Below are 25950 nucleotides of genomic sequence, written 5' to 3' on the forward strand. Positions count from 1 at the left end.
CATGAACGCGGCCAGTCCTCCCGTGAAGCTCGGTGCGGCCATGGCCGCGCGTCGTACCCCGGAGCAGCTCAAGGCACGGCGCCAGTGGGTCTGGCGCGAGATGCTCACGAGCCTCTGGGCCCCGCTGTCGCTGCTGGGCATCGCGTTCGTGCCCTACGTCACGCTCATCGAGGTGGCGCCTTCGACCGCTGGCTGGGCGCAGCCGGCGATGAAGGGCTTCGGGCTCCTGATGGTGGCCTACTTCGTCGCGCTGCTCATCTGGCGCAACGTCTCCCCCAAGGAGAAGGCCATCCGGCAGCTGCGCCACGACGCGCGCGAGCTCATCGCCGAGGACGAGCGCATCCTCGCGCGCGTACAGGGCAAGGTGCCCGCGCAGGCCAGCGAGCGCATCACCGAGCAGGCCCTGCGCGTGGAGACCGCATCCATGGAGGGCGACGTCGCTCGGCTCCAGGCGGAGGTCAAGACGCTGGAGGCGCTCACCGCCGAGCACCTGGGCGCGTACCGCAAGCAGTCCGCGTGGGACTTCATCGGCGGGTTCGCCAAGGCGCTGCTCATCGCGCTGGTCATCCGCACCGTCATCGTGGAGCCGTACCGGATTCCCTCCGGCTCCATGCTGCCCACGCTGCAGATTGGCGATCAGGTCTTCGTCAACAAGTTCATCTACGGCGTGCGCATCCCGTTCCTCAACGTGGTGCCGTTCCGCATCGTCCGCGCGCCCGCGCGGGGCGACGTCATCGTCTTCAACAACCCCGTGGACGAGTCCAAGGACTTCATCAAGCGCGTCATCGGCGTGCCGGGTGACACCGTGGAGATCGTCGACGGCGTGGTCGTCATCAACGGGCAGCCCCAGCCTCGCCAGCTCGTGTCCACGGACTACGTGGTGCACAACTGGAACGAGCAGGGGGGCGAGTGGTTCGACGAGGAAGAGGTCCTCTACCGAGAGGACCTGGCCGGCGTGGAGCACGCCACGCTCCAGAACGCCGTCCAGCAGCCGAGCAAGGCCCGTGAGGGGCCGTTCGTGGTCCCCGCGGACCACGTCTTCGTGATGGGCGACAACCGCAACAACAGCTTGGACAGCCGCTACGGCCTCGGTGGGCCCATCCGCGTGGCCTACGTCCCGTTTGGCCACATCAAGGGCAAGGCGATGGTGGTGTGGTTGTCGCTGGGCTACGGCGGCCTGCTGAGCAACCTGTTCGGCGGCACGGGCCTGCGGGTGGATCGCTTCTTCGAACCGGTGCGCTGATGTCCGTGTGACGGGGGCCTGCGCGCCGCGCTTGACGCAACGTGCGGCGCGGGGTACGCGGCGCCCCCGGCCCATGAGACACCTTCTTGGAATCGAAGGCTGGCGCCGGGATGAGCTGATCGCGCTGCTCGACCGCGCGCTCGCCCATCTTCCCGGTGGTCCAGATGCCTCGCACACCCTCCGGGGGCGCGTGGTCGCGAACCTGTTCTTCGAGGACTCCACCCGGACGCGCTCCTCCTTCGAGGTCGCCGCGCGAGGCTTGGGAGCGGACGTGCTCAATTGGGGCCTGGTCGGCTCCTCGGCCTCCAAGGGCGAGACGCTGCTGGACACCGCGCGCAACATCGAGGCGCTGGGGCCCGCGGTCATCGTCATCCGGAACCGAGCCTCGGGCGCGCCGCACCTCGTCGCTCGGCACGTGCGCTGCGCCGTGGTGAACGCGGGCGACGGTGCGCACGAGCATCCGTCCCAGGCGCTGCTGGATGCCTTCACGCTCCGGCGCCGCTGGGGAAGTCTGGACGGGCGCACGGTGCTGATTGTGGGCGACGTGCAGCACAGCCGCGTGGCGCGCTCGAACCTGCTGTGCCTCACGGCGCTGGGCGCTCGCGTGGTGCTGTGTGGTCCGCCCACGCTGATTCCGCCCGGCCTGGAGGAGATGGGCGGCGAGGTGACGCACCGCTTGGATGAGGTGCTGCCCCAAGCGGACGCGGTCATGTGCCTGCGCCTCCAGACGGAGCGGATGGGCGAGGCGTTCCTGCCCTCCACGCGCGAGTACGCTCGGCTGTTCGGCCTCAACGCGGCGCGCGCGGAGCGCATGAAGCCCGAGGCGCTGGTGCTTCACCCGGGCCCCATCAACCGCGGCGTCGAGCTTGCGCCCGGCGTGGCCGATGGGCCTCGCAGCGTCATCCTGGAGCAGGTGGCCAACGGCGTCGCGGTGCGCCGGGCCATCCTGGAGGTGTGCGCGTCATGAGTTCTGTGCTCTTCCGGCGGGGGCGGCTCATCGATCCACGCCACGGTGTGGACGGCGTGCACGACGTGCTGGTGCGCGACGGCAAGGTCGTCGAGGTCTCGGCCCAGCCCATCGCCGCGCCCGCGGGCGCGCGCGTGGTGGAGGCGGCGGGGCAGTGGGTGGTGCCGGGCTTCATCGACCTGCACGTGCACCTGCGCGAGCCGGGCGAAGAGGGCAAGGAGACGGTGCTCACCGGGTGCCGCTCGGCGGTGGCGGGCGGCTTCACCGCGGTGGTGGCCATGCCCAACACGAAGATCGTCAACGACAGCGCGCTCGTCACCGAGCTGGTGCTGTCACGCGCCCGTGACGCGAACCTCTGTCACGTGTATCCGGCCGGGGCCATCACCAAGGGGCTCAAGGGCGAGGAGCTGGCGGAGGCGGGCGAGCTGGTCTCCGCGGGCTGTGTGGCCATCACCGACGACGGGCGCCCCGTCATGAACGCGGCGCTGATGCGGCGCGCGCTCCAGTACGCCACGCTGTTCGACGTCCCCGTGATGGTGCACGAGGAGGACCTCACGCTGTCGGCTGGAGGCGCGATGCACGAGGGCGCCACGTCCACGCGCCTGGGCCTCCGCGGCATTCCGGCGTCCGCCGAGGTCGCCATGGTGGCGCGCGACATGATCCTGCTCGAGGAGACGAAGGGCCGGCTGCATGTGGCGCACGTCTCGTGCGAGGGCAGCGTGCGCCTCATCCGCGAGGCGAAGCGGCGCGGCCTGCGCGTCACCTGCGAGGTGGCGCCGCACCACTTCACGTTGGATGACCGGGCGGTGGGCCACTACGACACCCACGCGAAGATGGCCCCGCCGCTGCGCTCGGACCGTGACGTCCTGGCGCTGCGCGAGGCGCTGGTGGATGGCACGGTGGACGCCATCGCCACGGACCACGCGCCGCACGGCGTGTTGGACAAGCAGGTGGAGTTCGAGAAGGGCATCAACGGCATCGTCGGCCTGGAGACCTCGTTGGCGCTGACGATGTCGCTGGTGCATGGGGGGCTGTTGAGCCCTCGGCGCGCCGTGGAGCTGCTGTCGGAGGGGCCGGCGAGGGTGTTCGGCCTGCCGGGCGGTCACCTGGCCGTGGGGGCACCGGCGGACATCACGGTGGTGTCGCCGGATGAGGAGTGGACGGTGGACGTCCAGCGTTTCTATTCCCGCAGTCGCAATACCCCGTTTCATGGCCGGTCGATGAAGGGCCGCGTGACGCAGACGTGGGTGAGTGGTCGCTGCGTTTACGAGGGGGGCCAGGTGAGCCCCTCCAAGGAGTCACGGTGATGACGAAGCGGGCGGTACTCGCGCTGGCGGATGGCACCACGTTCGAGGGTCGTGCTTTTGGCGCGACCTGTGAGCTGGTGGGCGAGGTGGTCTTCAACACGTCGATGTTCGGCTACCAGGAGATCCTCACGGACCCCTCCTACGTCGGGCAGATCGTCACCATGGCGTATCCGGAGATGGGCAACGTCGGCGCCAACCCGGAGGACGAGGAGGCGGGACAGCCGCACGCGGTGGGCATGGCGGTGCGCTCGCTGACGCCGCAGGCCTCCAACTGGCGCTCGAAGGAGTCGCTGGATGCGTACCTGAAGCGGCACGGCCGCGCCGGCATCGAGGGCGTGGACACCCGGCGGCTCGTGCGCCACCTGCGCACGCATGGCGCGCAGATGGGGGTCATCTCGTCGGATGGGCACTCCGCCGCCGCGCTGGTGGAGCGGGCCCGGACCGCCCCCGGCATGGAGGGCATGGACCTGGCCACGGGGGTCTCGACGAAGACGCCGTACGTCTTCACCACGCCGTCGCCGGACGTGTTCCGCTCGCCGAATGATCCGCGCCCCACGCCGGAGCTGCGCTTCGACGTGGTCGCGTACGACTACGGCCTCAAGCGCTCCATGCTCCAGTACCTGGTGGATGAGGGCTGCCGCGTGACGGTGGTTCCGTCGAACACCACCGCCGAGGAGGTGCTGGCGCGCAAGCCGCACGGCGTCTTCCTGGCCAACGGCCCTGGGGACCCGGCCGCCGTGAAGGGCGCGGACCGCACCGTGGCGGCGCTTCTGGGCAAGGTGCCGGTGTTCGGCATCTGCCTGGGGCACCAGATCATGGCCCTGGCCCTGGGCGGCCGGACGTACAAGATGAAGTTCGGCCACCGCGGCGCCAACCAGCCGGTGAAGGACCTGACCACGGGCAAGGTGGAGATCACCGCCCAGAACCACGGCTTCGCCGTGGACGACGCCAGCCTCAAGGGCAAGGCGGTGGTGACCCACATCAACCTGAACGACGGCACGGTGGAGGGCCTGGCCGTCCCGGACGCGCGCGCCTTCAGCGTCCAGTACCACCCCGAGGCCTCACCCGGCCCTCACGACGCACGCTATCTCTTCGCCCGCTTCGCGAAGCTGATGGCGGGGTAGGATGCTCCACCGCCCCATGGACACGCCTCAGACCCCGCTCTCCTATCAGCCCTATCTGGATCAGCTCATCGCCTTTGGCAGCGAGGAGCCGCGCAAGGCGGACCTCCTGGTGGCCAAGGCAGAGTACTTCCGCCTGACGGGCGAGGTCTTCGAGGACGACAAGCTCTTCGAGCTGCGCATGGCGTCGTTCCTCGACTACTACCTCTACGACCGCGTCTCGCCGCTCACGGGCAAGACGCCGGCCGTGGAGCTGTACGAGGCGCGGGTGCAGAACACGGCCCCCGAGGAGGTCAACGCCTTCCGCAGCTTCACGGAGACCGTCCACGGCCTCTTCGAGGTGCGCAAGCTGGGCAAGGGGATGGTGCGCCTGCGTGAGCTGTTCTCCGGCAAGGACTTCGACGTGACGGAGCGCCGTCACGTCGCGGGCCTGGAGACGGGGGACGTGCTGGAGGCCCGCCTCATCCCGTTTGGCGGGCACCTGCTGTTCTCCTCGGCGTTCTGCTACCACCCGAGCGCCGTGGTGAAGTCCATCAAGGCCGAGGTCAAGCGCCGCAAGAAGAAGGAGCCGGAGCGCCCCGCCAAGGAGCTCGTCTGGGAGTGTGCCCGACGCGCCCTCAACACGGAGCGCTACCGCCAGCTCGCCGTCGAGAAGCTCTACGACTTCGAGCAGAAGGTGCTCTGAGTCGCTGCCGTGGCCGCCGCGCCGCGTCCCTCAGACGCGGTGCACGGTCATCAGGTTGGTGTTGCCGGGCACGTTGAGCGGGACGCCGGCGACGATGACCACGGGCTCGCCTGGGGTGGCCAGCCGCTCCTCCAGGCACAAGCGGCGCACCTGGCGCAGCATGGCGTCCGTGGAGGTCACGCGCTTTACGCGCAGCCCCGTGACGCCCCAGTAGAGCGCCATGCGGTGCACCGCCTCCATGTTCGGGGTGAGCGCGACGATGCGCGCGTGCGGGCGGTACTCGGACAGGAGCCGCGCGGTGTGGCCGCTCTCCGTGTACGCGACGATGGTCTGACTGCCCAGCTGGTGCGCCGCCGCCACCGCGGCCGCGGCCACGCCCGTGCCCAGGTCATCCGAGTGCTCGAAGGGCGTGGGGTGCGGGGGCTTCAGGGTGCCACGCTCCGTCTCTTCCACGATGCGCGCCATGGTGGCCACCGCGTCGATGGGATGCTTGCCGGCCGCCGTCTCGCCCGAGAGCATCACCGCGTCCGCGCCGTCGAGGATGGCGTTGGCCACGTCGGACACCTCCGCGCGGGTGGGGCGGGGGTTGCTCACCATGCTCTCCAGCATCTCTGTGGCGACGATGACGATGCCGCCTCGGCGGTTCACCTCGCGCACGATGTGCTTCTGGATGGCGGGGAGCTTCTCCAGCGGCATCTCCACGCCCAGGTCCCCGCGGGCCACCATGACGCCGTCCGCCGCGCGCGCGATGGACTCCAGGTTCTGCACCGCCTGCGGCTTTTCAATCTTCGCGATGAGGGGCGTCCGGTTCCGGGCCACGAGGGCCCTCGCTCGCTTCACGTCCTCCGCCGAGCGAACGAAAGACAGGGCCACGTAGTCCACGCCCAGCTCCTGGCCGAAGGCGAGGTCCTCCACGTCCTTGGGGGTGAGGGTGGGGACGGAGACCGCGGCGCCGGGCAGATTCAGCCCCTTGTGATCCTTGAGCAGTCCGCCCACCTCCACGCGGCACGTCACCTCGCGCCCCTCCACCTTGCGCACGCGCAGGCGCACGCGCCCGTCATCCAGCAGCACCACCTCGCCGCGTGTCACGTCGCGGGGCAGGGTGCGCACGGGGGTGGGGATGAGCGAGCCATGGCCCAACACGGCCCGCGTGGTGAGCGTCACGGTCTGCCCCGTCTTCACCGTGAGGTGTCCACCTTCGAACTTTCCCAGGCGAATCTTGGGCCCCTGCACATCCTGGAGAAGGGCCACGGGTACCCCCAGCTTTCGGGAGGCCTCGCGGACCCGCTCCACGCGGCGTCGGTGCTCCTCATGCGTCCCGTGGGAGAAGTTGAGCCGGGCCACGTTCATGCCGGCGCGAATCAGCCCCTCGATGACCTCGGGCGTGTTCGAGGCCGGCCCCAGCGTGCAGATGATTTTCGCCTTGCGCATAGGTCCGGCCATCGTAGGCGGCGGACGGACCGGCTTGACAGGCTCGCGGAAGGGGGACTACTTCTGGAGTTGGTTCGCTGCAGACTCCTCCGTCGTCGGAGGAGAGAAAGCCCGGCTTCCCTGGGAGGGGGGGCCGGGCTTTCGCACGTCAGGCGCCGAGTCGCCGCCTAGAGGCTGATTTCCTTCCCCGCGCCCGCGGGCGGGGACTCGGGCTGGTGCGGCGTGACATCGGGTAGGTCGCCGCCGCCCGTGGGGCCATGGGGTGAGGGCACTGGAATCGCGTCGCTCCCCCCGCCCAGGTCGCCGCCCCCAGGACTCGGCCCGCTGCCGCCCACGCCGGGCCCTGCCTCTTCCTGCTTCTGGAGGGCCTCGATCTCCGCGCGGGTGATGCCGGCCATGGTCAGCACCTTGCGGGTGACGCGGATGCGGGCGTTGCTGTGCAGCGCCATGGCGATGGAGTCCGACGGACGGGCGTCCAGGGTGACCTGCTTCTTGCCCTGCTGGAGGAAGAGCCGTCCGCTGTAGACGTTGTCGCGCAGGTCATCGATGCGGACCTCTGTCACCTGGCCCCCCAGCTTGGACACGACGTCATCCAGCAGATCCTGCGCCAGGGGTTGCGGGGGCGCTCGCTCGGCGAGGCGGAACGCGATGGAGATCGCCGCGGCCTCATCCACGAAGACGGGGAGCACCGTCTCGCCATCCTTGGTGGTCAGCACGACGGCGTGCGTCTGCGCCTCCACCAGAGGCACCACGTCCTTCACTTCCAGCTCGACCAGCTCGGTGCAGGCCTTGGGGTCGCCGCCCTTCTCCGTGAGGCAGGGCTGACTTGCGCCCGGGGCACCCTTCGCTTCGCCCTTTTTCGAGGAGGCGACAGCGCCGGGGATGCCGAACGCCGGGAGGAGAAGCAGCCCTCCGAGCGCCAGCACCACGGCGGACAGCGGAGCAAGAAACAGGTTGGCGCGGTTGGGCGTTTTCACACCCCTAAGCTACGCACCCCCCACCTCCTCGGGAGGGCGCGCCGCTGTCACCTCGCCCAGGCAATCCACGACCTCCTGCCTCCCAGGTTGAAGGGCAGGCAGGGAGGCGTGAGTGAAGCAGGAGGTTCAGCGGTCGTCGTCGGACTCGTCTTCGTCGTCGTAGTCCTCGTCGTCCTCGACGTCCTCGTCCTCATCCTCGTCGGACTCGTCATCGTCCTCCTCGGATTCGTCCTCGTCGTCGTCCTCCTCTTCATCCTCGTCCTCGAGCTCGTCTTCGAGCTCCTCCGCCTCCAGCGTCATGGTGGCGGCGAACTTCTTGCTGAGGGCGGCGATCTGCGCGCGCATCTCCGTCAGCGCCGCGACGAAGTCCTCCGCGAGGTTGGTGGGCGCCTTCGAGTCGCAATGAGGGCAGACGATCTTCTCAGTCCCCTCGATGAGGTCCTGGGCGTCCAGCTCGAAGCTCGCCTCGCACTTCTGACAGGTGAAGTCGATGCTCATGGTCGGGCGCGGCATACAAAGCCATCCAACCAGCTGTCAACGCCGGAGACGACAGACGTGGTCCGTCCCTGGGGGTTCCACTAGCATTCCGCGAATGGCCCTTCCCAAGACGATGGTGCACGCGCTGCACGACCAAGCCACCCAACGCGAGCATCGGCCCGCGTTGTGGACCCGGCGAGGTCGGGACTTCGTGCCCACCTCCTGGTTCGAATACGCACAACGGGTCAAGCGATTCGCGCTGGGGTTGCATGCCCTGGGCTTCCGGGCGGGGGAGCCGCTGGCCATCATCAGCTTCAACCGCGAGGAGTGGCACGTCGCGGACCTGGCGGCCATGGCCTTGGGCGGCGTGCCCGTGGGGCTCTATGTCACCAGCAGCGAGGAGCAGCTGGAGTACATCCTCGGCCACTGCGGCGCGCGCTTCATGCTGGTGGAGAACGCCCGCTACCTGACGGCGGCGCTCGCGCTCCGGGCCCGGCTGCCGGCCCTCCAGCACATCATCGTCATGGACGCGCCCGCGCCATTGCCCGAGGGGGTGCTGCGCTACGCGGACGTGCTCTCTCGCGGCCTGGGGGTGGACGAGGGGCCCTACTGGGACAGCGTCAACGCGCTCCAGCCTGAGGGGCTGGGCACGCTCATCTACACGTCCGGGACGACGGGCCACCCCAAGGGGGTGATGCTCAGCCACCGCAACCTCGCCTGGACCGCGCGTCAGCTCATCGACACGCTGCGCGTGGCGCGGGAGGAGCAGACGCTCCTGTCGTACCTGCCGCTGTCTCACATCGCGGAGCAGATCATCTCGCTGCACGCGCCGCTGTTGCTGGGGCTGCAGGTGTACTTCGCGGACTCCGTGGACGCGATGGGCAAGAACCTCCAGGACGTGCGGCCCGCGCTCTTCTTCGGGGTGCCTCGCGTCTGGGAGAAGTTCAAGGCGAAGGCCGAGGACGGCTTCCGGGCGCAGTCTCCGCTCAAGCAGCGCCTGCTCGGTTGGGCGCGCCGGGTGACGCAGGAGCGCAACGGCCGGGCGCTGAGGCAGGAGCAGCGGCCCGTGTGGCTCGAGGCCCAGTACCAGCTCGCCCGGCGCCTGGTGCTGGCGCCCCTCAAGGCGCGCATCGGCCTGGAGCAGTGCCAGGTGTTCGCCACCTCGGCGGCGCCCATTGGCCGGGACGTGCTCGACTTCTTCACCTCCCTGGACATGGTCCTGCTGGAGGTGTGGGGCATGACGGAGCTGACCGGGCCCGCCACGCTCAACACGCCCGAGGCCACCCGCATGGGCACCGTGGGTCGCCCCATGCTCGGCGTGCAGGTGCGCATTGGCGAGGACGGGGAGATCCTCGTCCACGGCGGCAACACCTGCATGGGCTACTACAAGAACCCGACCGCGACGCACGAGTTGCTCGCGGAGGGCTGGCTGCACACCGGGGACGTGGGCCAGCTCGACGATGGCGGCTACCTGCGGATTACCGGCCGCAAGAAGGAGATCATCGTCACCTCCGGCGGCAAGAAGACGGCGCCGTCCAACATCGAGGAGCTGATCAAGACGGTGAGCCCCGTGGGCCACGCCGTGGTGGTGGGGGATCGCCGCAACTACCTGGTCGCGCTCGTCACGGTGGACGTGGAGAAGCTGACCGGCGTCGCCAAGGCGCAGGGCTGGACGGAGGCGCCCGAGGGGCTCGTCCAGGATGCGCGGCTGCGCGCGCTGATCCATGAAGGCATCGAGCGCGAGGTCAACCCGAAGCTCTCCCGCTTCGAGACCATCAAGCGCTTCGCCGTGCTCCCCCACGACTTCACCGTGGAGAGCGGGGAGATGACGCCCACCCTGAAAGTGCGGCGCAAGGCCGTGGAGCAGAAGTACGCCGCGCTGATTGAGTCGCTCTACGCGGATGGCGCGCACGCGCCTGGGCACGACTGAGGCGGGCCCGCAAAGCAGAAGGGGCGGGAACCCGGTTGGGTTCCGCGCCCCTCATGCGTCACGCGGACTTCGCGTGGGCTACTTGGCGGTGCGGGCGTTCATCGCGACGTAGTCGCGGCGCTTGGAGCCGGTGAACACCTGACGGGGCCGGGCAATCTTCTGCTCCGGATCCTTCACCATCTCCTCCCACTGCGCGCACCAGCCCACCGTGCGGGGGATGGCGAACAGCACCGGGAACATCTCCACCTGGAAGCCCATCGCCTCGTAGATGAGGCCCGAGTAGAAGTCGACGTTCGGGTACAGCTTCCGCTTCACGAAGTACTCGTCCTGGAGGGCGATGCGCTCCAGCTCCAGGGCGATCTCGAGCAGCGGGTTCTTGCCCGTGACCTCGAAGACCTCGTCCGCCACGCGCTTGATGACCTTGGCGCGCGGATCGTAGGACTTGTAGACGCGGTGGCCGAAGCCCATCAGCTTCTTCTCGCCCTCGCCGCTCTTCACGGACTTGATGAAGTCCGGGACCTTGGAGATGTGGCCGATCTCACGGAGCATGCGCAGCACCGCCTCGTTGGCGCCGCCGTGCAGCGGGCCGTAGAGGGCGCCGATGCCCGCGCTCACCGCCGAGTACGGATCCACCTCGGACGAGCCCACCGTGCGCACCGACGTGGTGGAGCAGTTCTGCTCGTGGTCCGCGTGGAGGATGAAGAGCACGTCCAGCGCGCGCTCCAGCACCGGGTGAACCTTGTACGTCGTGGTGCCGATGCGCTTGATCATCGCCAGGAAGTTGGCGACGTAGGACAGGTCGTTGTCCGGGTAGATGTACGGAAGGCCCATCGTGTGCCGGTAGGAGAACGCGGCGATGGTGGGCATCTTCGCGATGAGCCGGGTGATCTGGATGCGGCGGCTCATCTCATCCTTGGTGTGCTTGGCGTCCGGGTAGAAGCCGGAGAGCGCCGCCACCGTGGAGGCCAGCATGGACATGGGGTGCGCGTCGTAGCGGAACCCGTCCATGAAGGACTTGATGTTCTCGTGCACGTAGGTGTGGTGCGTGACGAGGTGGGTGAACTGGTCGAGCTCCTTCTGCGTGGGCAGCTCACCGTTCAGCAGGAGGTACGCGACCTCCAGGTAGCTGGACTTCTCCGCCAGCTGCTCGATGGGGTACCCGCGGTACTCCAGGATGCCCTTGTCACCGTCAATGAACGTGATGGCGCTCTTACAGTTCGCCGTATTGAGGAACGCGGGGTCGTAGCCCATCAAACCGAAGTCGTCGTCACTGACTTTGATCTGTCGCAGGGCGTTGGTGCGGATACAGCCGTTCTCGACCGGGACCTCGTACGTCTTCCCTGTCCGATTGTCGGTGATCGTCAGCGTGTCCTTGGGCATGGCGGGAGATTTCACAGTGCGCTCGAAGCTTTCAACAAAAAAGAACGATAAGTCGGTGAGGGTGACACTGATGGCTCCGCGCTGAGCTCAGGAAATACGGACCCCGAGCCGCGAGAGCTGTCTCCAGAACCCCGGGAAGCTCTTCTCCACACACTCGGGGCCGGTCAGCTCCAAGGAAGCGCCCGACAGGATGCCCAGTGTCGCGGCCGTCATGGCCAGGCGGTGATCGCCGCGGCTGTCCACCGCGAACCGCTCGGGCGGGGCGGCGGGAGGGAGGATGCGGAGGCGTTCCCCCTCCAGCTCCGTGGTGCCGCCATAGGCCGACACCAGGGTGCGGATGCCCTCCAGCCGGTCGCTCTCCTTGACCCGGAGAATGCCCACCTCGGTCAGCGTGGACGGTTCCGGGAGCACACAGGCCAGCGCGGCCAGGGTGGGCAGGAGGTCCGGACACTCGGTGCCCGACGCGAGCAGTCCTCCTCGCGCGCGGCCCTCCATCCGCAGGGTGTGGGCCTCGCCCGCGGGGACGGCCCGCAGGCCCACCTGCTCGACGAGGCGCACGATGGCTTGATCCGGGTGGGCGCTGTTCACGTCCGCGCGCTCCACGACGCTCCCGGTCTTCCACGCCGCCAGCAACAGGTACCCCAACGAGGACCAGTCGCCGGGCAGCGACGGGACCTCCGAGGGCGGGTGGTAGCCGACCACCGCGTAGCGCGACTCGGAGACCTCGAGTCCGAAGCCGAAGCGCTGGAGCCACGACACCGTGAGATCCAGGTAGCCAGCGCTCGTCAGCGGGCCTTCGATCTCGACGCTCCACGGGCGCTGTTCGCGCATGAACAGCGAGGCGCACCCCAGCAGGAGGCTGGACGCGTACTGGCTGCTCTGCGCCCCGGGGACGCGGAACACCGGCTTGGCCGTGGAAGTGCCCTGGGGCGCGGCGATCGTCACCGGCCACGGTTGGCCCTCGCGCAGCGCCAGCCCCGAGCTTCCCAGGGTGGCCCGCAGCGAGTTGAAGAGGGGCCCATGGGGACGCTCGCCCAGGCGGGGCGTTCCGGTCAGCCGGGCGTGGATGCCTGGGGTGACCGCGGCCTGGGTGACGAGAATGCGGAACGGCGCGCCCCCATCCGCGCAGTCCAGGTCGCGCACCGGCCCCGCGGGCAGCCGCAGGGCCTCGATGCCCCGGCGGAGCACGCGCACATCGGCGGGCAGGTCGTCGTCGGCCTCTGCCTGGACACTCGGCAGGGGCCAGGCACCGGTGAGGTGGCCCAGCACCAGGGCGCGCTGCGCGTCCGACTTGGACACGGGCGGCGTGAGGCGTGAGGCCTGGAGGGTGCTGGCGTCAACGCGGATCCGCCCCGGATTCGCCGCGCTCACGGTCGCACTCCCTCGGTCCAGGCGGGCCACAGCTCGCGCCAGGTGGCGGAGGCCACGTCGCGCACATCGGTGGCCCCCAGGGCCGTCAGCAGCACCATGCGCAGCTCGCCCCTGGCGCCGGCCTTCTTGTCGGCGTTGAGCAGCGCCACGACGTCTCGCTGGGAGGCGCGGCGCAAGAGGCGCGCGGCGTGGGCTCGGTCGAGCACGCCCGGGCCTTGCTGGAGCGCGGCCTCGACCTCGGCGGCCACGAGCCCCGGCGTCGCGCCCAGGTGTCGGCCCACGTCCAGGGCCATCAACATGCCGAGCCCCACCGCGTCGCCATGGGACAGCTGGAAGCTCGACAGGCTCTCCAGCACGTGCCCGAAGGTGTGCCCGAAGTTGAGCACGCGGCGCAGGCCCGTCAGCTCATAGGGGTCTCTGGCGCAGACGCTCTCCTTGAGGCGTCGCGCGTCGCGCACCAGCTTCTCCATCGTGGGGGGCGCGCGCACGTAGCGCTTGAACAGCCCCGCGTCGAGCGTGGCGACCATCTTCCACGCCTCGATGGAGCCCTCGCGGATCTGCTGAGGGGAGAGGGTGGCGAAGAGGTCCTGACAGAGCCAGCCCTCCTCCGCGTAGTGGAACACCCCGGCGGGGTTCTTCACCACGCGGCCCCGCACGGTGAGGTCCACCGCGCCCTTGCCACCGAGGCTGCTGTCCACCGCCGCGAGCAGCGTGGTGGGGACCTGCACGAGCCGCACGCCTCGCTTGAGCAGGTGCGCGGCGACCGTCGCGACGTCCCCCACGGTTCCTCCGCCCACCGCCACGAGCGTGCCGGACCGGGGCAGGTTCACCCCGTTGGCCAGCACTTTCTCCAGGGACGCGAGGCTCTTGGCGCGCTCGCCGCCCACGAGCTGGATGATGGCTCGGGGGGCGCGGGCTTTCAGCGCGGGGATGAGGGCGGGGTGCAGCCGCGCCACGGTGCGGTCCACCACGGCCACGCAGCCCTCGGGCAGTCGCGCGGCGAGTCGGGTGAAGGTGCCCCACCGGTCGGCGGGGGGACGATAGGCGCCAGAGGGAAGGAGGCTCATGGAGTGTGGGGTCGGGCGTTCATCTGCAGGACGAGATCGGCGATGACCAGGGACACCATCGCCTCCAGGACAGGCACCGCGCGCGGCATGATGCAGGGGTCGTGTCGCCCGCCCTTGGCGTGCTCGGCGAGCGTCGCGGGGGGCTTGAAGTAGGCGCGCACCTGGAGCGGCTCGCCATTCGCGAGGCCGCCTTGCACGCCCCCGTACGCATCCTTCACGGAGTGGAAGGCGAGGCCCGGCTGTCCGATGCGCTCGAGCAGGTCCGGCGGTCCCCAGAGGACGCCCGTCACCGCGCCGATGCTGCCGAGCGCTTGCGCGATGAGCGCCTTGAGCTTGCCGAACACGGGCTCGCCCAGGCCCACGGGCAGGCCCTCCACGCGCACGTCGATGGAGCCCCCCAGGCTGTCGCCGGCCTCCTTCGCGACGAGGATGCGGCGGGACATCTCGTCCCGCACCGAGGCATCCGGGCACCGCGTGGGGTGCGCGTCCACGAGCGCACGCGTCAGACCCGGGGACGGCACCTGGGCCACGAGGTTCCCCACCTGGGACACATACGCCACGGTGGAGAGGCTGGGCAGGTCGCGCGCCAGGTACGCCTCGGCGATGGTGCCCCCGATGACGCGGCTGAGCGTCTCTCGCCCGCTGGTTCGCCCGCCGCCGCGGTGGTCGCGGTGCTTGAAGCGCTCGCGCCACACCGCGTCCGCGTGGCCGGGGCGGTCCTCCGCCTTCAGCTTGTCGTAGTCACCCGAGCGCTGGTTGGTGTTGCGCACCATGGCCGCGATGGGCGTGCCCAGCGTCTTGTCCTCGAAGACGCCGGAGAGGATCTCCACCGTGTCTGGCTCGCTGCGCGCGGTGGTGATGGTGGACTGGCCTGGACGGCGGCGATCCAACGCGGCCTGGAGCTGCTCGCGCAGGAGGGGGACGCCCGCCGGACATCCATCCACCACGGCGCCGAGCGCCGGGCCGTGGCTCTCGCCGAAGGTCGTGAGACGAAAGAGGCTGCCGAAGGTGTTCATGACGCTGTCTCCCAGAGTTCGCGCTGTCGCCGGGCCTGCGCGACGAACCAGGCCGCGCCGAGCATGAGCGGTGTGCCGCCTCGGCGGATGATGTCTTGGGCGATGCGCCGCCCGGGTGCGCCGTACGCGATGACCGCCACGCGCGCGCCCTCGAAGCGAAGGGACTCCGGCGCCGCCACGCGGTCCGGCCACGTCCAGACCACGTCGCCTCGCAGTGTCCCTTGCGCGTCCGCTCGGCGCAGCACGCGCAATGTTCGGCCCACGTCACTGGCCACGCCGCGCAGCGCGGCCGTGGTTCCGCCGTCCCCGAGCACGAGGCACTCGCCGCCGGAATCCAGGCGCTCGAGCACCGTGCGCGCGCCCTCGGTGTCGGTGTTGAAGGCCTCCCAGCGGGAGCCGCGACGCACGAGCGTGTTGATGGCCTCGAGCGTCGCGCCCACATGGCGCGCGAGCCGCAGCTTGAACGGGCTGGTGATGGCGAAGCCCGCGTAGTGCGGCAGCATCGCGTCCACCACCGCCTCCACCGGCGCGTCCTCGGGAAGGTCGATGCGATCGAACGGCTGGAGGTGGATCCGCGGCGAGCGCGAATGCGCAATGGAGGTCCCGAGGATACCGAGGCGCGCGCGCGATCCCGACGGCGCTCGGGTCCACTCACGAACCGCGTCGTCGAGCAGCCGTTGTCCGGGGGCCGCGGCCCAGGCGCCGCCCGTGGCCACGTAGTCCAGGACGTTGCCTCGGGCCAACACCGCGCGCGCCGGCAGCGCCAGGGCGCCCATGCCCAACACCGTGACGCGGTGGGCACCGTAGCGCTCGCTCAATCTCCGCTGCGTCTCCAACAGGACCGAGACATGCGCGGACGCCTCCATGGGCTCCACGTGCTTGACGAGCGCGTCCTCGGGCAGCGGGCGCGACCACAGCGCCAGGGCCTCATCGGACGACAGCGAACGCGCCGCGTGGTGCGACGCGAGCAGCTTCCCGACAGGTGCCGCGAGAACCTGGGCGTGCGCGACGTCGAAGTCCGCGCGCCAGCAGGCGTCGAGCCACGGCTCGGGAATGGGCTGACCTCGCTCCGAGACGAGCAGGGGCAGCACCTGGGCCAGCGCCCGAGGGTCGATGGCGTCGGGGGCATGCAGATCCGTGCGCACCTCCAGCACGTCCGCGCCCCGTTGCTGGGCGTTCCTGGCGAAGCGGACGGCCTCGGGGCCGACGAGGGACGGGGGCAGGGTGACGACGCGCCGGGCGGGCGTCACGGGGACTCCTCGGGGATGAGGCAGCCCCGGAGGAAGTCGACCAGGGCCACCGTGGTGACGCGCGCGTGCAGTGCCTCGCGCTCATGGAACAACGTGGAGATCTCCTCCTCCAGCGACACCTCGGGGCGCAGCCGGGGGCGCGTGCGGTCGCGCAGCAGCCGCTCGCGGTAGGTCTCGAAGGTGAGCGGGACGAGCAGGGTGAACACCCCGGCGAGCGCGTCCGGATGATGTGAGAGGAAGCCCCCGCCCACGGACACCAGCGTGCCCCGCGGTTGGGCCAGCAGGGCCTGGCGCTCGGCGACGCGGAACTCGCCTGGTGCCTGGGCCACCCAGGTGCGCAGCGAGCGGCCCGAGGCGCGCTCCAGCTCCGCATCCAGGTCCAGCCCGGGGCGCCCGAGCAGCCGGGACACCAGGGGCAGCAGGCGGCTCTTGCCCGCGGCCCGATGCCCGGCGATGACCACGGTTTGGGTGGCGCTGGGGCACAGCGCCGGGCCTGGGGAGGCGAGCGCCTCCCTCAGTGACGACTTGAGACGCGGGTCCACCGCGTTGAGGACCTGCGTGACGAGCTGGCTGCGCGCTTCAGCGGACCGTTCCGACATAGACGAAGGCGGTCCCGAACAGCAGCGAGTGGGCATCGCGCGCGGAGTAGGCCTCGGCCTGCTCCATGAGGCCGATGAACTTCTCGCCCGCCGGGAACGCCGCCGCGGTGCGCGGCAGGTACTCGTAGGCGGCGCGGTTGCCGGTGAGCAGTCCGCCCACCGTCGGCATCACGACCTTGCTGTAGAAGCGGAACAGGCCGCCGAAGAAGCCCGAGGGCTGTCCGAACTCCAGCACCACCACGCGGCCGCCGGGGCGCACCACGCGGGCCATCTCCTTCAGGCACTTCACGGGGTCGTCCACGTTGCGGATGCCGAACGCGATGGACGCCACGTCGAAGCTGTCATCCGCGAAGGGCAGGGCCATCGCATCCGCCACCTGGAACTCGACCTCGAGGCCCGCCTGCCGCGCCTTGTCCGGCGCGACCTGGAGCATCTCCGGGCAGAAGTCCGTGCCCACCACGCGGCCCTGTGCCCCCACCTTCCGCTTGAACACGAGCGCGAGGTCGCCCGTACCGGATGCGCAATCGAGGATGCGATCGCCCGGCTTCGCCCCGCTGAGGCGCACCGCGGTGCGCCGCCACAACCGGTGCACTCCAAACGAGAGGACCTCGTTGGTCACGTCGTACCGCGTGGCGATGGAGGAAAACATCTGACGAACTTCGGTGCTCATCGCGCCCCCGCGATTTGGGCCGGAGTCTCCGGCCGCAGAAGGTGACGGTCCACGGCGTCTAGCACGGCTGGCAGCCGGCGCATCAGGTTCTCGAAGGCCGACGGCGTGAGGGCCTGATGCCCATCGCACATGGCCTGCTCGGGCTTCGCGTGGACCTCAATCAGCAGCCCGTCCGCACCCGCTGCGGCGGCGGCCAGCGACATGGGAAGAATGAGCGACGGCTCTCCCGTGGCGTGCGAAGGATCCACGATAACGGGCAGGTGCGTGTGTTGCTTGGCCCACGCCACCGCGGCCAGGTCCAGCGTGTTGCGCATCGCCGGCTCGAAGGTGCGGATGCCGCGCTCGCACAGCAGCACCTGCTCGTTTCCGCCATCCAGGAGATACTCCGCGGCGAGCAGCCACTCCTGCAGGGTCGCGGCGAGTCCTCGCTTGAGCAGCACCGGCTTGCGCACCTTGCCCAGCGCGCGCAGCAGCGAAAAGTTCTGCATGTTGCGAGCGCCGACTTGGAGGATGTCCGCGTGCTGTTCCATCAGCGGAATCTGCGCGGTCTCCATCACTTCGCTGATGATGGGAAGCCCATGCCGGCGCCCCGCGTCCGCGAGCAGCCGCAGCCCCGGCTCACCCATTCCCTGGAAGGCATAGGGGCTCGTGCGGGGCTTGAACACGCCGCCGCGCAGGACATGCGCGCCAGCGCTCGCCACCGCCGCGGCCGAGTGCTCCACCTGCGTCGCGCCCTCCACCGCGCACGGCCCCGCCATCACCACGAAGCCTCGCCCGCCAAACTCCACGGGCCCGACTTGGACCCGCGTCCCCTCCGGACGTGCCGCACGCGACACGCGGAGCGCGCCCGGGCCGTCTGGCTGCTTGCCTCCCACGACGCCTCCAGTTCATGGAGTTCAAGTGGTTTTGAACTCCTTGGTGCATGTATAGCCGAGATGGCTTAGAAGACAACCGAAGGTGATGGGCTGTGCGACATGGATGAGGAAGGCTGATGAGGACGCTCACTCCCGTTGAGGGACAGCGCTGGGTGGCGGGGTGGGTTCCCTTGCCAGCGGTGGATCCGCTGGCGGGAGCGGACGTGTTGGGGCCTCCGTCGGTCTACTGGGAGCGTCCGCTCGCGCAGGAAGCGGCGGCGGGTTGGGGGGAGGCGGCGGCGTGGGAGGCGCGGACTCCGTCCGAGGCGCACACGGTGTTGGCCTCGTTGGCGAGCCAGGGGCTGCGCTGGCTGGGCTCGGCGCCAGGGGAGTTGTTGGGGCCGTGGTTCGGTGGGATGCGGTTCGGGGCCACGGGTGCGCCGGACTCCGCTTGGGATTCGCACGGCGTGGCCCGTTGGGTCCTCCCTGAAGTGCTGGTCTGTCGCGCGGGAGAAGGTGTGGTGATTGCCGCCTTCTCTCCCGATGTCGATGGCGGCGAGGCCCAGGTCCGCGCGCGACTGGAGCAGGTGCGCGGGTCGTTCCCCGCGGCGTACCGCCATCCTCGTGGCGGCGCGGTGGAGGTGCGCACCCGCTCGTCTCGCTCGGACTTCGAGGCGCGTGTGACGCGGGCGGTGGAGGACATTGGCGCGGGCCACTTCCAGAAGGTGGTGCTCGCGCGCGCGATGGACGCCGAGGGCCCGGACGACTTCGACGTGGTGGACGTGCTGTCGCGGCTGCGAGAGCAGAACCCGCGCTGCGCCACCTTCTTGTTTCGCGCCCCGGATGGAGCCTGTTTCCTGGGCGCCACGCCCGAGACGTTGTGTCGAGTCGAGGGGCGGGTGTTGGAGACGGAGGCGCTGGCCGGCTCCGCGGCGCCGGGCCAGACGGAGGGCCTGGGCGCGAGCGACAAGGATCGGCGCGAGCATGAGGCGGTGGTGCGCTACATCCTCGCGGCGCTGGCCCCGGTGGCCGAGCACGTCTCCGCGGATGCGCAGCCCGCGTTCCTGACCTTGAAGAACGTGGTGCACCTGCGCACGGGCATTCGCGCGGAGCTGCGCGAGAACGCCACGGCCGCGCAGGTGGTGGCGGCCCTGCACCCGACGCCCGCGGTGGGCGGGACGCCGCGTGAGCGCGCGCTGTCGTTCCTGGTGGAGCACGAGGCCTTGGACCGAGGGTGGTACGCGGGGCCGGTGGGGTGGGTGGGCGCGGGGCGGGCGCACTTGATGGTGGCATTGCGCTCGGCGCTGGTACGCGGGCCGCGGGCACGCCTCTTCGTGGGAGCGGGCATCGTCGCCGGCTCCAGCGCGGAGGCCGAGTGGCGGGAGACGGAGATGAAGAGCCTGGCGATGTTGCGGGCCTTGGGAGGCGGGGATGTCGTCCGACGCTAACCTCAACCAGCTCTGGGCCCGGGCCCTGCTGGAGGAGCTGATCCGCGGCGGCGTGCGCCACGCGGTGGTGTGTCCGGGCTCGCGCTCCTCGCCGCTGGCCCTGGCCTGCGCGAGCGCGGACGGGCTGCGCACCTGGTCTGTCATTGATGAGCGGAGCGCGGGCTTCTTCGCGCTGGGACTCGCCAAGCACTCGCGGGCGCCGGTGGTGCTGGTGGCGACGAGCGGCTCGGCGGGAGCGCACTTCTATCCCGCGGTCATCGAAGCGGCCATGTCGCACGTGCCGCTGATCATCCTCACGGCGGATCGTCCTTTGGAACTCCAGGGGTGGGGCGCGGCGCAGACCGTGCCACAGGCCCGATTCTACGGCGAGTTCAGTCGCTTCTACGCGGACGTGGGGCTGCCCGAGTCGGGGAACGCGCCCATCGCGCACCTGCGAGCCACCGCGGCCCGCGCGGTCGGTTGCGCCACGCGCGCGCCGCGCGGTGCGGTGCAGCTCAACGTTCCATTCCGTGAGCCGCTCGCGCCGACGCCCGAGGCCCATGGCGCCGAGCAGCTCTCCGCGCTCGCGAGAGACGGACGCCCCGGAGTGCCGCTCACGCGCATCGTGCCGCCCTCGCACGGGCCCGACGCGAGCACCCTGGATGAGGTGCGCCGCCGTGTCTCCGTCACCGCGAAGGGCGTCATCGTGTGCGGTCCTCGTGATGAGGATGATGGCTTCAATGAGGCCATCACCGCGCTGAGCCTCGCGACAGGCTACCCCGTGCTCGCGGAGGCCGTGTCCCAGGCCCGCTACGGTGGTGGGCCCCTCACGGTGTCCTGCTACGACACATTGCTGCGCCATGGTCCATTCGCGCAGGCGCATCGGCCCGAACTGGTGCTGCGTTTTGGTGGCGGGCTGACCCCGAAGACCCCCCAGCAGTGGATCGACGCGTCGGGCGCGGAGATCGTCGTGTTCAGCGACGAAGGCGCGCTGTTCGACCCCACGCATCGCGCGGCGACGGTGGTGGAGGGCTCCGCGGTCCTCGCGTGTCGCGCGCTGGCGACGGGCCTGTCTCGTGGACCGGGGAGGTGGGCGGAGTCCTTCCTCTCCGCCGAGCGCCGCGTTCGTGGTGCGCTGTCGGCTGCGTTCGAGGAGCGGCCCGACGTTCTGACGGAACCGCGCGTGGCCAGCGAGGTGGTGGCCGCATTGCCCGCTGGCGCGCAGTTGTTCGTGTCGAGCAGCATGCCCATTCGCGCGATGGACGCCTTCGCGCCGTCCAGCGCGGGGCCCATGCGCGTGCTCGCCAACCGGGGCGCGAACGGCATCGATGGCATTGTGTCCACGGCGGCGGGCATGGCTTCCGCGGCGGGTCGTCCGGCGGTGCTGCTGACGGGGGACCTGGCGCTGCTCCACGACGTGGGCGGCCTGATCACCGCGGCGCGCGCCCGGGTGTCGCTCACGGTCGTGGTGGTGAACAACGACGGCGGCGGCATCTTCTCGTTCCTGCCCATCGCGCAGTCGGCGCCGCGCGAGGCCTTCGAGACGCTGTTCGGTACCCCGCACGGCGTGGACCTGTCGCATGCGGCGTCCCTGGCCGGAGCCCGATTCTCGCGTCCCACGACGCCTTCGGGGCTGCGCTCCGCGGTGCGCGAGGGGCTCGAGGGCGGATTGCGCGTGGTGGAGGTGCGAGTGGATCGGGCCACGAACGTGGATGAGCACCGGCAGCTCTTCGCGCGGATGGCGACCGCACTGGGAGACGGACCATGGGCGTGACGCTGGCGTATGAGACGTGGGGCGAGGGGCCTCGGACCGTGGTGCTGCTCCATGGCTTCACGGGCAGCCGCGCGTCCTTCGAGCACCTGAAGCCACTGCTGAGCCGCTCGGTGCGCGCCGTGGCGGTGGACCTGCCGGGTCACGGCGCCACGCCGCTGCCAGAGCGCTCGGGGCGAGAGGGCTTCATCGAGACGGTCGACGCGGTGATCCAGCTCGCGCGGAGCCTGGGCGAAGGCCCGGTGGACCTCCTCGGCTACTCGCAGGGCGCGCGTGTGGCGCTGGCCGCCGCGGTGACAGCCCCCGACGTGTTTGAGCGCCTCATCATGGAGAGCGGCTCGCCCGGCCTGCATCGCCGCCAGGAGCGCGCGGCCCGGCGCGAGTCGGATGCGCAGCTCGCGGGCTTCATCCAGGCGCGCGGCGTGGACGCCTTCGTCGAGCGCTGGGAGTCACTGCCGCTGTTCGACGGTGTGCGCCAGCTTCCCGCGCAGCAGCAAGCGGCGCTGCGGGAGCGGCGTCGCGCCTGCACGACCGATGGGCTCGCGGGCGCGCTGGGGGCGCTGGGCGTCGGGGTCCAGCCTGACTACTGGCCAAGCCTGCACCGACAGCGCCTGCCCACGTTGTTGCTGACGGGGGCGCGGGACGAGAAGTTCACCCAGCTCGCGCGGCGCATGGCGGCGGAGCTTCCGGTGGTGTGGCGGCACGCGTTCGCGGACTGCGGACACACGCCCCATCTGGAGACACCCGAGGCGTACGTGCGCGAGGTGCTCTCTTTTCTCCAGACACCCTGGTACGAAGCGCCGCAGTTCGAGCACACCGCGTTGCGCAGAGAGGCTTCGACTCCATGAGCACCACCGTTCCCACCCTGGCCACGCCGGGACAGCCGCAGCCTTCCGTGAAGACGTGGTTGATGGCGGCGCGTCCGAAGACCCTCACCGCGGGCTCGGTGCCCGTGGTGGTGGGGACCGCGCTGGCGTTCGCCGAGGGCGTGGGGCGTTGGCTGCCCGCGATCGCCGCGTTCGTGGGAGCGGTGCTCATCCAGATCGGGACGAACTTCGTCAACGACTACTACGACTTCAAGAAGGGCGCGGACACGGCGGAGCGCCTCGGTCCCACGCGCGTGACGCAGAGCGGGCTCATCTCTCCGCGCACGGTCATGGCGGGCGCGCTGGTGTGCTTCGGGCTGGCCACGCTCGTGGGAGTGTACCTGGTGGCGATCGCGGGCTGGCCCATCCTCGTCGTGGGGCTGGCCTCGCTCCTGTGCGGCTATGCGTACACGGGCGGCCCGTATCCCCTGGGGTATCACGGCCTGGGTGACCTCTTCGTCCTCCTCTTCTTCGGCTTCGCCGCCGTGGCGGGCACGTACTTCGTGCAGGCGGGCATGGTGAGCACCGCCGCGTGGTGGGCCGCGGTGCCGGTGGGCGGCTTGGGCACGGGCATCCTCGTGGTGAACAACCTGCGCGATGCGACCACGGACGTGAAGGCGGGCAAGCGCACGCTCGTCGTTCGTTTCGGTTCGGGCTTCGGCAAGGCGGAGTACGTGCTGCTCCTGGCGCTGTCCTATGGCACGCCGGTCGCGCTGCTGGCGATGGGGCTCGCGAGCCCGTGGGTGCTGCTGCCGTTCCTGAGCCTGCCGCTGGCGGTGTCGCCCTTGAAGCTCGTGCTCAAGTCCCAGGGCGCGGCGCTCAACCCGGCACTGGGGGGCACGGCGAAGCTGCAACTCGTGTTCGGGGTGCTCTTCGCGGTGGGGCTGTACCTGCGCTGACGAGCGCCATGCGCATCACCCACGCGACGCTGACCCCGCTGCGGCTGGACTTCGCTCGGCCATTGCGGACGGCGCGCGCGACGTATGCGGCGCGCGAAGGTTGGCTCGTGCGCCTCGTCGATGAGTCCGGCCACGTGGGCCGAGGCGAGGCCATGCCGCTGCCGGAGTTCGGCACGGAGTCGCTCTCCGAGACCGAACGCGCACTGAGACAGTGGTCAGCCACGCTGGTGGGGCAGCCTGTCTCTGATTCGCTCGATGCGATCGCATCCACGCGGAGCGGTGACCTCGCCAGGGTGGAGCGGTGGGGCGGCGCACGGGTGCGAGCCCAAGGGAGTGCGGCGGATCCGCGATTGCCCGCCGCGGAGCACGCACTGGAGCAGGCCCTGCTGGAGCTGCTCGCGCTGCGCCGAGGGATTCCGCTCCGCCAGCTCTTCGCTGATGCCGCGCGCTCCGAGGTTCGCGTGAATGCGCTCCTGGGGGCCGCGACTCCCGACGCGCTGGCAGACGAAGCGCGCCGCGCCGTGGCGGAGGGCTTCGACACCCTGAAGGTCAAGGTTGCAGGGCGCTCGCTTGGCGAGGACGACGCCCGAGTGTGCGCGGTACGCGAGGCCGCGGGCCCAAGCGCGCGGATCCGCCTGGATGCGAACGGCGGCTGGTCCGAGCCCGAAGCGATTCACGCCCTCCGAAGCCTTCACCGGTACTCGCCGGAGCTGGTGGAGCAGCCCACGCCCGCAGAGGACTGGGCCGCGCTCGGTCGGGTGGCGCAGGCGGTGCCATGTCCCATCGCCGCGGATGAGTCGCTCGCGTCGCCGGAGTGGCGGCGTCACGTGTGGGCGTCCGCCGAGGGCAATCCCTCCGCGAGCGCGTGGGTCCTCAAGCCGATGGTGCTCGGGGGCCTGTTGGTCACGCTTGAATGGGCACGCCAGGCGGAGCGACGCGGCGTCCGGACGTTCGTCACCAGCTCACTGGATGGGGTGATTGCACGCGCGGGCGCGGCGCACCTCGCGGCGGCGCTGCCATCGGGGGAGCTGGCCTCGGGGCTCGCGGTCGGGCGCTTGTTCACGAACGAGCCCCCGGGCCATCCGTATCAACCCGTGGCGGGGCGGATCCACTTGTCCGGTGCCCCCGGAATCGGTTGGGAGGAGCAGCAGGGATGACGTTCGACTGCCCCATTCATGAGGGCGCCCAGCGGCACGCGACCGCGGAGGCCCTGACGTTCGCGGGACAGACGTGGACCTACGCGGCGCTGGATGCGGAGGTCGCGCGTTGGACCGCCGCGTTGGAGCAGCGAGGCGTGGGCCACGGCTCGCGGGTCGCGGTGTTGTCCACGAGCCACCCGTCGGTCGTGTTCCTGTTCTGGGCCTTGGGGCGTCTGGGCGCCATCCATGCGCCGTTGAATGCGCGGCTCACGGCGGTGGAACTGGCGCCGCTCGTGGAGGACATCGGGCCCGTGCTGCGGCTCGCGCAGACGGCTCTGGCGGAGCGCCTCCCTGGAGCCGAGCCGCTGGAGTCATGGGCCACGAACTCCCGCGTGCCTTCATCCACACGAGTGTCGCTCCATCGAGATTCGCCGCGGGTCATCCTCTTCACGAGTGGCACGACGGGGCGACCGAAGGGCGCCGTGCTGGCGGAGGGGGCATTCCGCGCGTCGGCGCGAGCCTCCGAGGCGAACCTCGGCGCGCACCGTGCGCCGCGCTGGCTGGGCACGTTGCCGCTCTTCCATGTCGGGGGGCTCGCGATGCTCACGCGCACGGCCTACGAGGGCGGCTGCCTCCTCCTGCACGAGCGCTTCGATGCGAGCGCGGTCAACCACGCCATCGACGTCGCGGGCGCCACGCACGCCAGCTTCGTGGCCACCACGTTGGAGCGGGTCCTCGATGAGCGCAGGGATCGGCCGGTGCCAGACACCTTCCGTCTCGCGCTGATTGGCGGAGGCCCGGTGCCCACGCCGTTGTTGGCGCGCGCGCGCGCGGCCAGCCTGCTCGCGCTCCAGACCTACGGCTTGACCGAGGCCTGTTCGCAAGTCGCGACAGAGCGTCCCAGCGAAGCCGATGGCCGCACCGCCGGCCCACCGCTTCCCAGCATTGAGGTCCGCATCGTTGATCCTCGGGGGCACATTCTCGCGGTGGGCGAGGAAGGTGACCTCGAGGTGCGGGGCGAGACCGTCATGGCGGGCTACTGGAACCGCCCGGATGCGACGCGCGAGGCCCTGCGAGACGGCTGGCTGCGCACGCGAGACGTTGGCGTGCTGGATGCGCGAGGCCGGTTGACCTTGCTCTCACGCCGCACGGACCTCATCGTGCGCGGCGGTGAGAACCTCTATCCCGCGGAGATCGAGGCCGTGCTCGCCAACCATCCCGCGGTGCAGGAGAGCGCGGTCGTCGGAGTGCCGGAGCCACGCTGGGGCGAAGTCCCCGTCGCGTTCGTGGTGGCTCGCGCGGGGCGACCCGCTCCGACGGGCGATGACCTCACGGCCTGGTGCCGGCAGTCGCTCGCGGGGTTCAAGGTGCCCGCGCGATTCCTCTTCATCGCGGAGCTGCCACGCAATGCGATGAGCAAGGTCGAGCGCGGAGTGCTGCGCCAGCAAGCCACGCGCTGAGGTTCGACCTCGAGTTCGTGTGACGGGGCTGCCTCGGGAGCGC

General features: G+C 70.5%; 23 protein-coding genes. 12 read left to right on the forward strand and 11 right to left on the reverse strand.

All coding sequences use genetic code 11. The features are described 5' to 3' along the window. The first annotated feature begins 1 nt into the window (after position 1). The 5 genes from lepB (at position 2) to KRR26_RS15605 (ending at position 5323) form a co-directional block, all read left to right on the forward strand. The gene (gene lepB, locus KRR26_RS15585) at positions 2-1243 is read left to right on the forward strand and encodes a signal peptidase I (protein ID WP_120207970.1); all 1242 of its coding nucleotides are present in this window, start codon (positions 2-4) and stop codon (positions 1241-1243) included. A 73-nt stretch (positions 1244-1316) separates the two neighbouring features. Then, positions 1317-2210 (forward strand): aspartate carbamoyltransferase catalytic subunit, encoded by an 894-nt coding sequence (locus KRR26_RS15590; RefSeq protein ID WP_120207972.1) that lies wholly within the window; start codon positions 1317-1319, stop codon positions 2208-2210. Further along, positions 2207-3517, forward strand: a complete 1311-nt coding sequence (locus KRR26_RS15595; RefSeq protein ID WP_217080209.1) for a dihydroorotase — start codon at positions 2207-2209, stop codon at positions 3515-3517. The genes KRR26_RS15590 and KRR26_RS15595 overlap by 4 nt, the downstream gene beginning before the upstream one ends. Next, complete coding sequence (carA, locus tag KRR26_RS15600; RefSeq protein ID WP_120207974.1) at positions 3517-4641, forward strand: glutamine-hydrolyzing carbamoyl-phosphate synthase small subunit; 1125 nt, start codon at positions 3517-3519, stop codon at positions 4639-4641. The genes KRR26_RS15595 and carA overlap by 1 nt, the downstream gene beginning before the upstream one ends. 16 nt (positions 4642-4657) lie before the next feature. Beyond that, positions 4658-5323, forward strand: coding sequence for a hypothetical protein (locus KRR26_RS15605; protein WP_120208230.1), 666 nt, complete (start codon positions 4658-4660; stop codon positions 5321-5323). 30 nt (positions 5324-5353) lie between these two features. On the opposite strand, the gene pyk is transcribed toward KRR26_RS15605, so the two are convergent. The 3 genes from pyk to KRR26_RS15620 all read right to left on the reverse strand — a co-directional run bounded on the left by pyk (position 5354) and on the right by KRR26_RS15620 (position 8244). Further along, positions 5354-6754, reverse strand: a complete 1401-nt coding sequence (gene pyk, locus KRR26_RS15610; RefSeq protein WP_217080210.1) for a pyruvate kinase — start codon at positions 6752-6754, stop codon at positions 5354-5356. 167 nt (positions 6755-6921) lie between these two features. After that, positions 6922-7731, reverse strand: a complete 810-nt coding sequence (locus KRR26_RS15615; RefSeq protein WP_233577282.1) for a bifunctional nuclease family protein — start codon at positions 7729-7731, stop codon at positions 6922-6924. Positions 7732-7857: 126 nt separating this feature from the next. After that, entirely contained in the window at positions 7858-8244 is a 387-nt protein-coding gene (locus KRR26_RS15620; RefSeq protein ID WP_120207978.1) for a hypothetical protein, read from the reverse strand. A 79-nt stretch (positions 8245-8323) separates the two neighbouring features. On the opposite strand from KRR26_RS15620, the gene KRR26_RS15625 reads away from it, so the two are divergent. Beyond that, entirely contained in the window at positions 8324-10138 is a 1815-nt protein-coding gene (locus KRR26_RS15625) for an AMP-dependent synthetase/ligase (protein ID WP_199723844.1), read from the forward strand. Positions 10139-10216: 78 nt separating this feature from the next. On the opposite strand, the gene KRR26_RS15630 is transcribed toward KRR26_RS15625, so the two are convergent. The 8 genes from KRR26_RS15630 to aroF all read right to left on the reverse strand — a co-directional run bounded on the left by KRR26_RS15630 (position 10217) and on the right by aroF (position 18366). Next, positions 10217-11518 (reverse strand): citrate synthase, encoded by a 1302-nt coding sequence (locus KRR26_RS15630; protein WP_120207983.1) that lies wholly within the window; start codon positions 11516-11518, stop codon positions 10217-10219. Positions 11519-11605: 87 nt separating this feature from the next. Beyond that, positions 11606-12889, reverse strand: a complete 1284-nt coding sequence (locus KRR26_RS15635) for a 3-phosphoshikimate 1-carboxyvinyltransferase (RefSeq protein ID WP_328707147.1) — start codon at positions 12887-12889, stop codon at positions 11606-11608. Next, entirely contained in the window at positions 12886-13956 is a 1071-nt protein-coding gene (locus KRR26_RS15640) for a 3-dehydroquinate synthase (protein WP_217080212.1), read from the reverse strand. Before KRR26_RS15640 ends, KRR26_RS15635 begins: the two co-directional genes overlap by 4 nt. Continuing rightward, complete coding sequence (gene aroC, locus KRR26_RS15645) at positions 13953-14972, reverse strand: chorismate synthase (RefSeq protein WP_120207989.1); 1020 nt, start codon at positions 14970-14972, stop codon at positions 13953-13955. Before aroC ends, KRR26_RS15640 begins: the two co-directional genes overlap by 4 nt. Beyond that, entirely contained in the window at positions 14969-16222 is a 1254-nt protein-coding gene (locus KRR26_RS15650; RefSeq protein WP_217080213.1) for a shikimate dehydrogenase, read from the reverse strand. Before KRR26_RS15650 ends, aroC begins: the two co-directional genes overlap by 4 nt. Further along, positions 16219-16821 carry a shikimate kinase gene (locus KRR26_RS15655; RefSeq protein ID WP_120207993.1) on the reverse strand — a complete coding sequence of 201 codons (603 nt, stop codon included), beginning with the start codon at positions 16819-16821 and terminating at the stop codon, positions 16219-16221. Before KRR26_RS15655 ends, KRR26_RS15650 begins: the two co-directional genes overlap by 4 nt. Next, on the reverse strand, positions 16802-17491 hold the full coding sequence (ubiE, locus tag KRR26_RS15660; protein WP_120207995.1) for a bifunctional demethylmenaquinone methyltransferase/2-methoxy-6-polyprenyl-1,4-benzoquinol methylase UbiE: 690 nt from the start codon (positions 17489-17491) through the stop codon (positions 16802-16804). Before ubiE ends, KRR26_RS15655 begins: the two co-directional genes overlap by 20 nt. Further along, on the reverse strand, positions 17488-18366 hold the full coding sequence (gene aroF, locus KRR26_RS15665; protein WP_217080214.1) for a 3-deoxy-7-phosphoheptulonate synthase: 879 nt from the start codon (positions 18364-18366) through the stop codon (positions 17488-17490). Before aroF ends, ubiE begins: the two co-directional genes overlap by 4 nt. A 116-nt stretch (positions 18367-18482) precedes the next feature. On the opposite strand from aroF, the gene KRR26_RS15670 reads away from it, so the two are divergent. From KRR26_RS15670 to menE, 6 genes are read left to right on the forward strand one after another with little or no spacing between them, the layout of a single operon-like run. Beyond that, positions 18483-19793 carry an isochorismate synthase gene (locus KRR26_RS15670; RefSeq protein ID WP_217080215.1) on the forward strand — a complete coding sequence of 437 codons (1311 nt, stop codon included), beginning with the start codon at positions 18483-18485 and terminating at the stop codon, positions 19791-19793. Continuing rightward, entirely contained in the window at positions 19777-21546 is a 1770-nt protein-coding gene (menD, locus tag KRR26_RS15675; protein WP_217080216.1) for a 2-succinyl-5-enolpyruvyl-6-hydroxy-3-cyclohexene-1-carboxylic-acid synthase, read from the forward strand. The genes KRR26_RS15670 and menD overlap by 17 nt, the downstream gene beginning before the upstream one ends. Further along, positions 21537-22391: a 2-succinyl-6-hydroxy-2,4-cyclohexadiene-1-carboxylate synthase gene (gene menH, locus KRR26_RS15680; protein WP_217080217.1), complete on the forward strand. Its 855-nt coding sequence runs from the start codon at positions 21537-21539 to the stop codon at positions 22389-22391. Before menD ends, menH begins: the two co-directional genes overlap by 10 nt. Then, positions 22388-23308, forward strand: coding sequence for a 1,4-dihydroxy-2-naphthoate polyprenyltransferase (locus KRR26_RS15685; protein ID WP_120208006.1), 921 nt, complete (start codon positions 22388-22390; stop codon positions 23306-23308). The genes menH and KRR26_RS15685 overlap by 4 nt, the downstream gene beginning before the upstream one ends. An 8-nt stretch (positions 23309-23316) precedes the next feature. Continuing rightward, positions 23317-24465, forward strand: a complete 1149-nt coding sequence (gene menC / locus KRR26_RS15690; RefSeq protein ID WP_120208008.1) for an o-succinylbenzoate synthase — start codon at positions 23317-23319, stop codon at positions 24463-24465. After that, complete coding sequence (gene menE, locus KRR26_RS15695) at positions 24462-25907, forward strand: o-succinylbenzoate--CoA ligase (protein ID WP_217080218.1); 1446 nt, start codon at positions 24462-24464, stop codon at positions 25905-25907. The genes menC and menE overlap by 4 nt, the downstream gene beginning before the upstream one ends. The last annotated feature ends 43 nt before the right edge of the window (positions 25908-25950 follow it).

It is taken from the genome of Citreicoccus inhibens (assembly GCF_019039035.1).
Taxonomy (GTDB): domain Bacteria; phylum Myxococcota; class Myxococcia; order Myxococcales; family Myxococcaceae; genus Citreicoccus; species Citreicoccus inhibens.

What these genes read in the sequence shown, in the direction of transcription:
- lepB (WP_120207970.1), top strand. Translation starts at nt 2, where the DNA reads ATGAACGCGGCCAGTCCTCCCGTGAAGCTCGGTGCGGCCATGGCCGCG.
- KRR26_RS15590 (WP_120207972.1), top strand. Translation starts at nt 1,317, where the DNA reads ATGAGACACCTTCTTGGAATCGAAGGCTGGCGCCGGGATGAGCTGATC.
- KRR26_RS15595 (WP_217080209.1), top strand. Translation starts at nt 2,207, where the DNA reads ATGAGTTCTGTGCTCTTCCGGCGGGGGCGGCTCATCGATCCACGCCAC.
- carA (WP_120207974.1), top strand. Translation starts at nt 3,517, where the DNA reads ATGACGAAGCGGGCGGTACTCGCGCTGGCGGATGGCACCACGTTCGAG.
- KRR26_RS15605 (WP_120208230.1), top strand. Translation starts at nt 4,658, where the DNA reads ATGGACACGCCTCAGACCCCGCTCTCCTATCAGCCCTATCTGGATCAG.
- pyk (WP_217080210.1), bottom strand. Translation starts at nt 6,754, where the DNA reads ATGCGCAAGGCGAAAATCATCTGCACGCTGGGGCCGGCCTCGAACACG.
- KRR26_RS15620 (WP_120207978.1), bottom strand. Translation starts at nt 8,244, where the DNA reads ATGCCGCGCCCGACCATGAGCATCGACTTCACCTGTCAGAAGTGCGAG.
- KRR26_RS15625 (WP_199723844.1), top strand. Translation starts at nt 8,324, where the DNA reads ATGGCCCTTCCCAAGACGATGGTGCACGCGCTGCACGACCAAGCCACC.
- KRR26_RS15630 (WP_120207983.1), bottom strand. Translation starts at nt 11,518, where the DNA reads ATGCCCAAGGACACGCTGACGATCACCGACAATCGGACAGGGAAGACG.
- KRR26_RS15640 (WP_217080212.1), bottom strand. Translation starts at nt 13,956, where the DNA reads ATGAGCCTCCTTCCCTCTGGCGCCTATCGTCCCCCCGCCGACCGGTGG.
- aroC (WP_120207989.1), bottom strand. Translation starts at nt 14,972, where the DNA reads ATGAACACCTTCGGCAGCCTCTTTCGTCTCACGACCTTCGGCGAGAGC.
- KRR26_RS15655 (WP_120207993.1), bottom strand. Translation starts at nt 16,821, where the DNA reads ATGTCGGAACGGTCCGCTGAAGCGCGCAGCCAGCTCGTCACGCAGGTC.
- ubiE (WP_120207995.1), bottom strand. Translation starts at nt 17,491, where the DNA reads ATGAGCACCGAAGTTCGTCAGATGTTTTCCTCCATCGCCACGCGGTAC.
- KRR26_RS15670 (WP_217080215.1), top strand. Translation starts at nt 18,483, where the DNA reads ATGAGGACGCTCACTCCCGTTGAGGGACAGCGCTGGGTGGCGGGGTGG.
- menD (WP_217080216.1), top strand. Translation starts at nt 19,777, where the DNA reads ATGTCGTCCGACGCTAACCTCAACCAGCTCTGGGCCCGGGCCCTGCTG.
- menH (WP_217080217.1), top strand. Translation starts at nt 21,537, where the DNA reads ATGGGCGTGACGCTGGCGTATGAGACGTGGGGCGAGGGGCCTCGGACC.
- KRR26_RS15685 (WP_120208006.1), top strand. Translation starts at nt 22,388, where the DNA reads ATGAGCACCACCGTTCCCACCCTGGCCACGCCGGGACAGCCGCAGCCT.
- menC (WP_120208008.1), top strand. Translation starts at nt 23,317, where the DNA reads ATGCGCATCACCCACGCGACGCTGACCCCGCTGCGGCTGGACTTCGCT.
- menE (WP_217080218.1), top strand. Translation starts at nt 24,462, where the DNA reads ATGACGTTCGACTGCCCCATTCATGAGGGCGCCCAGCGGCACGCGACC.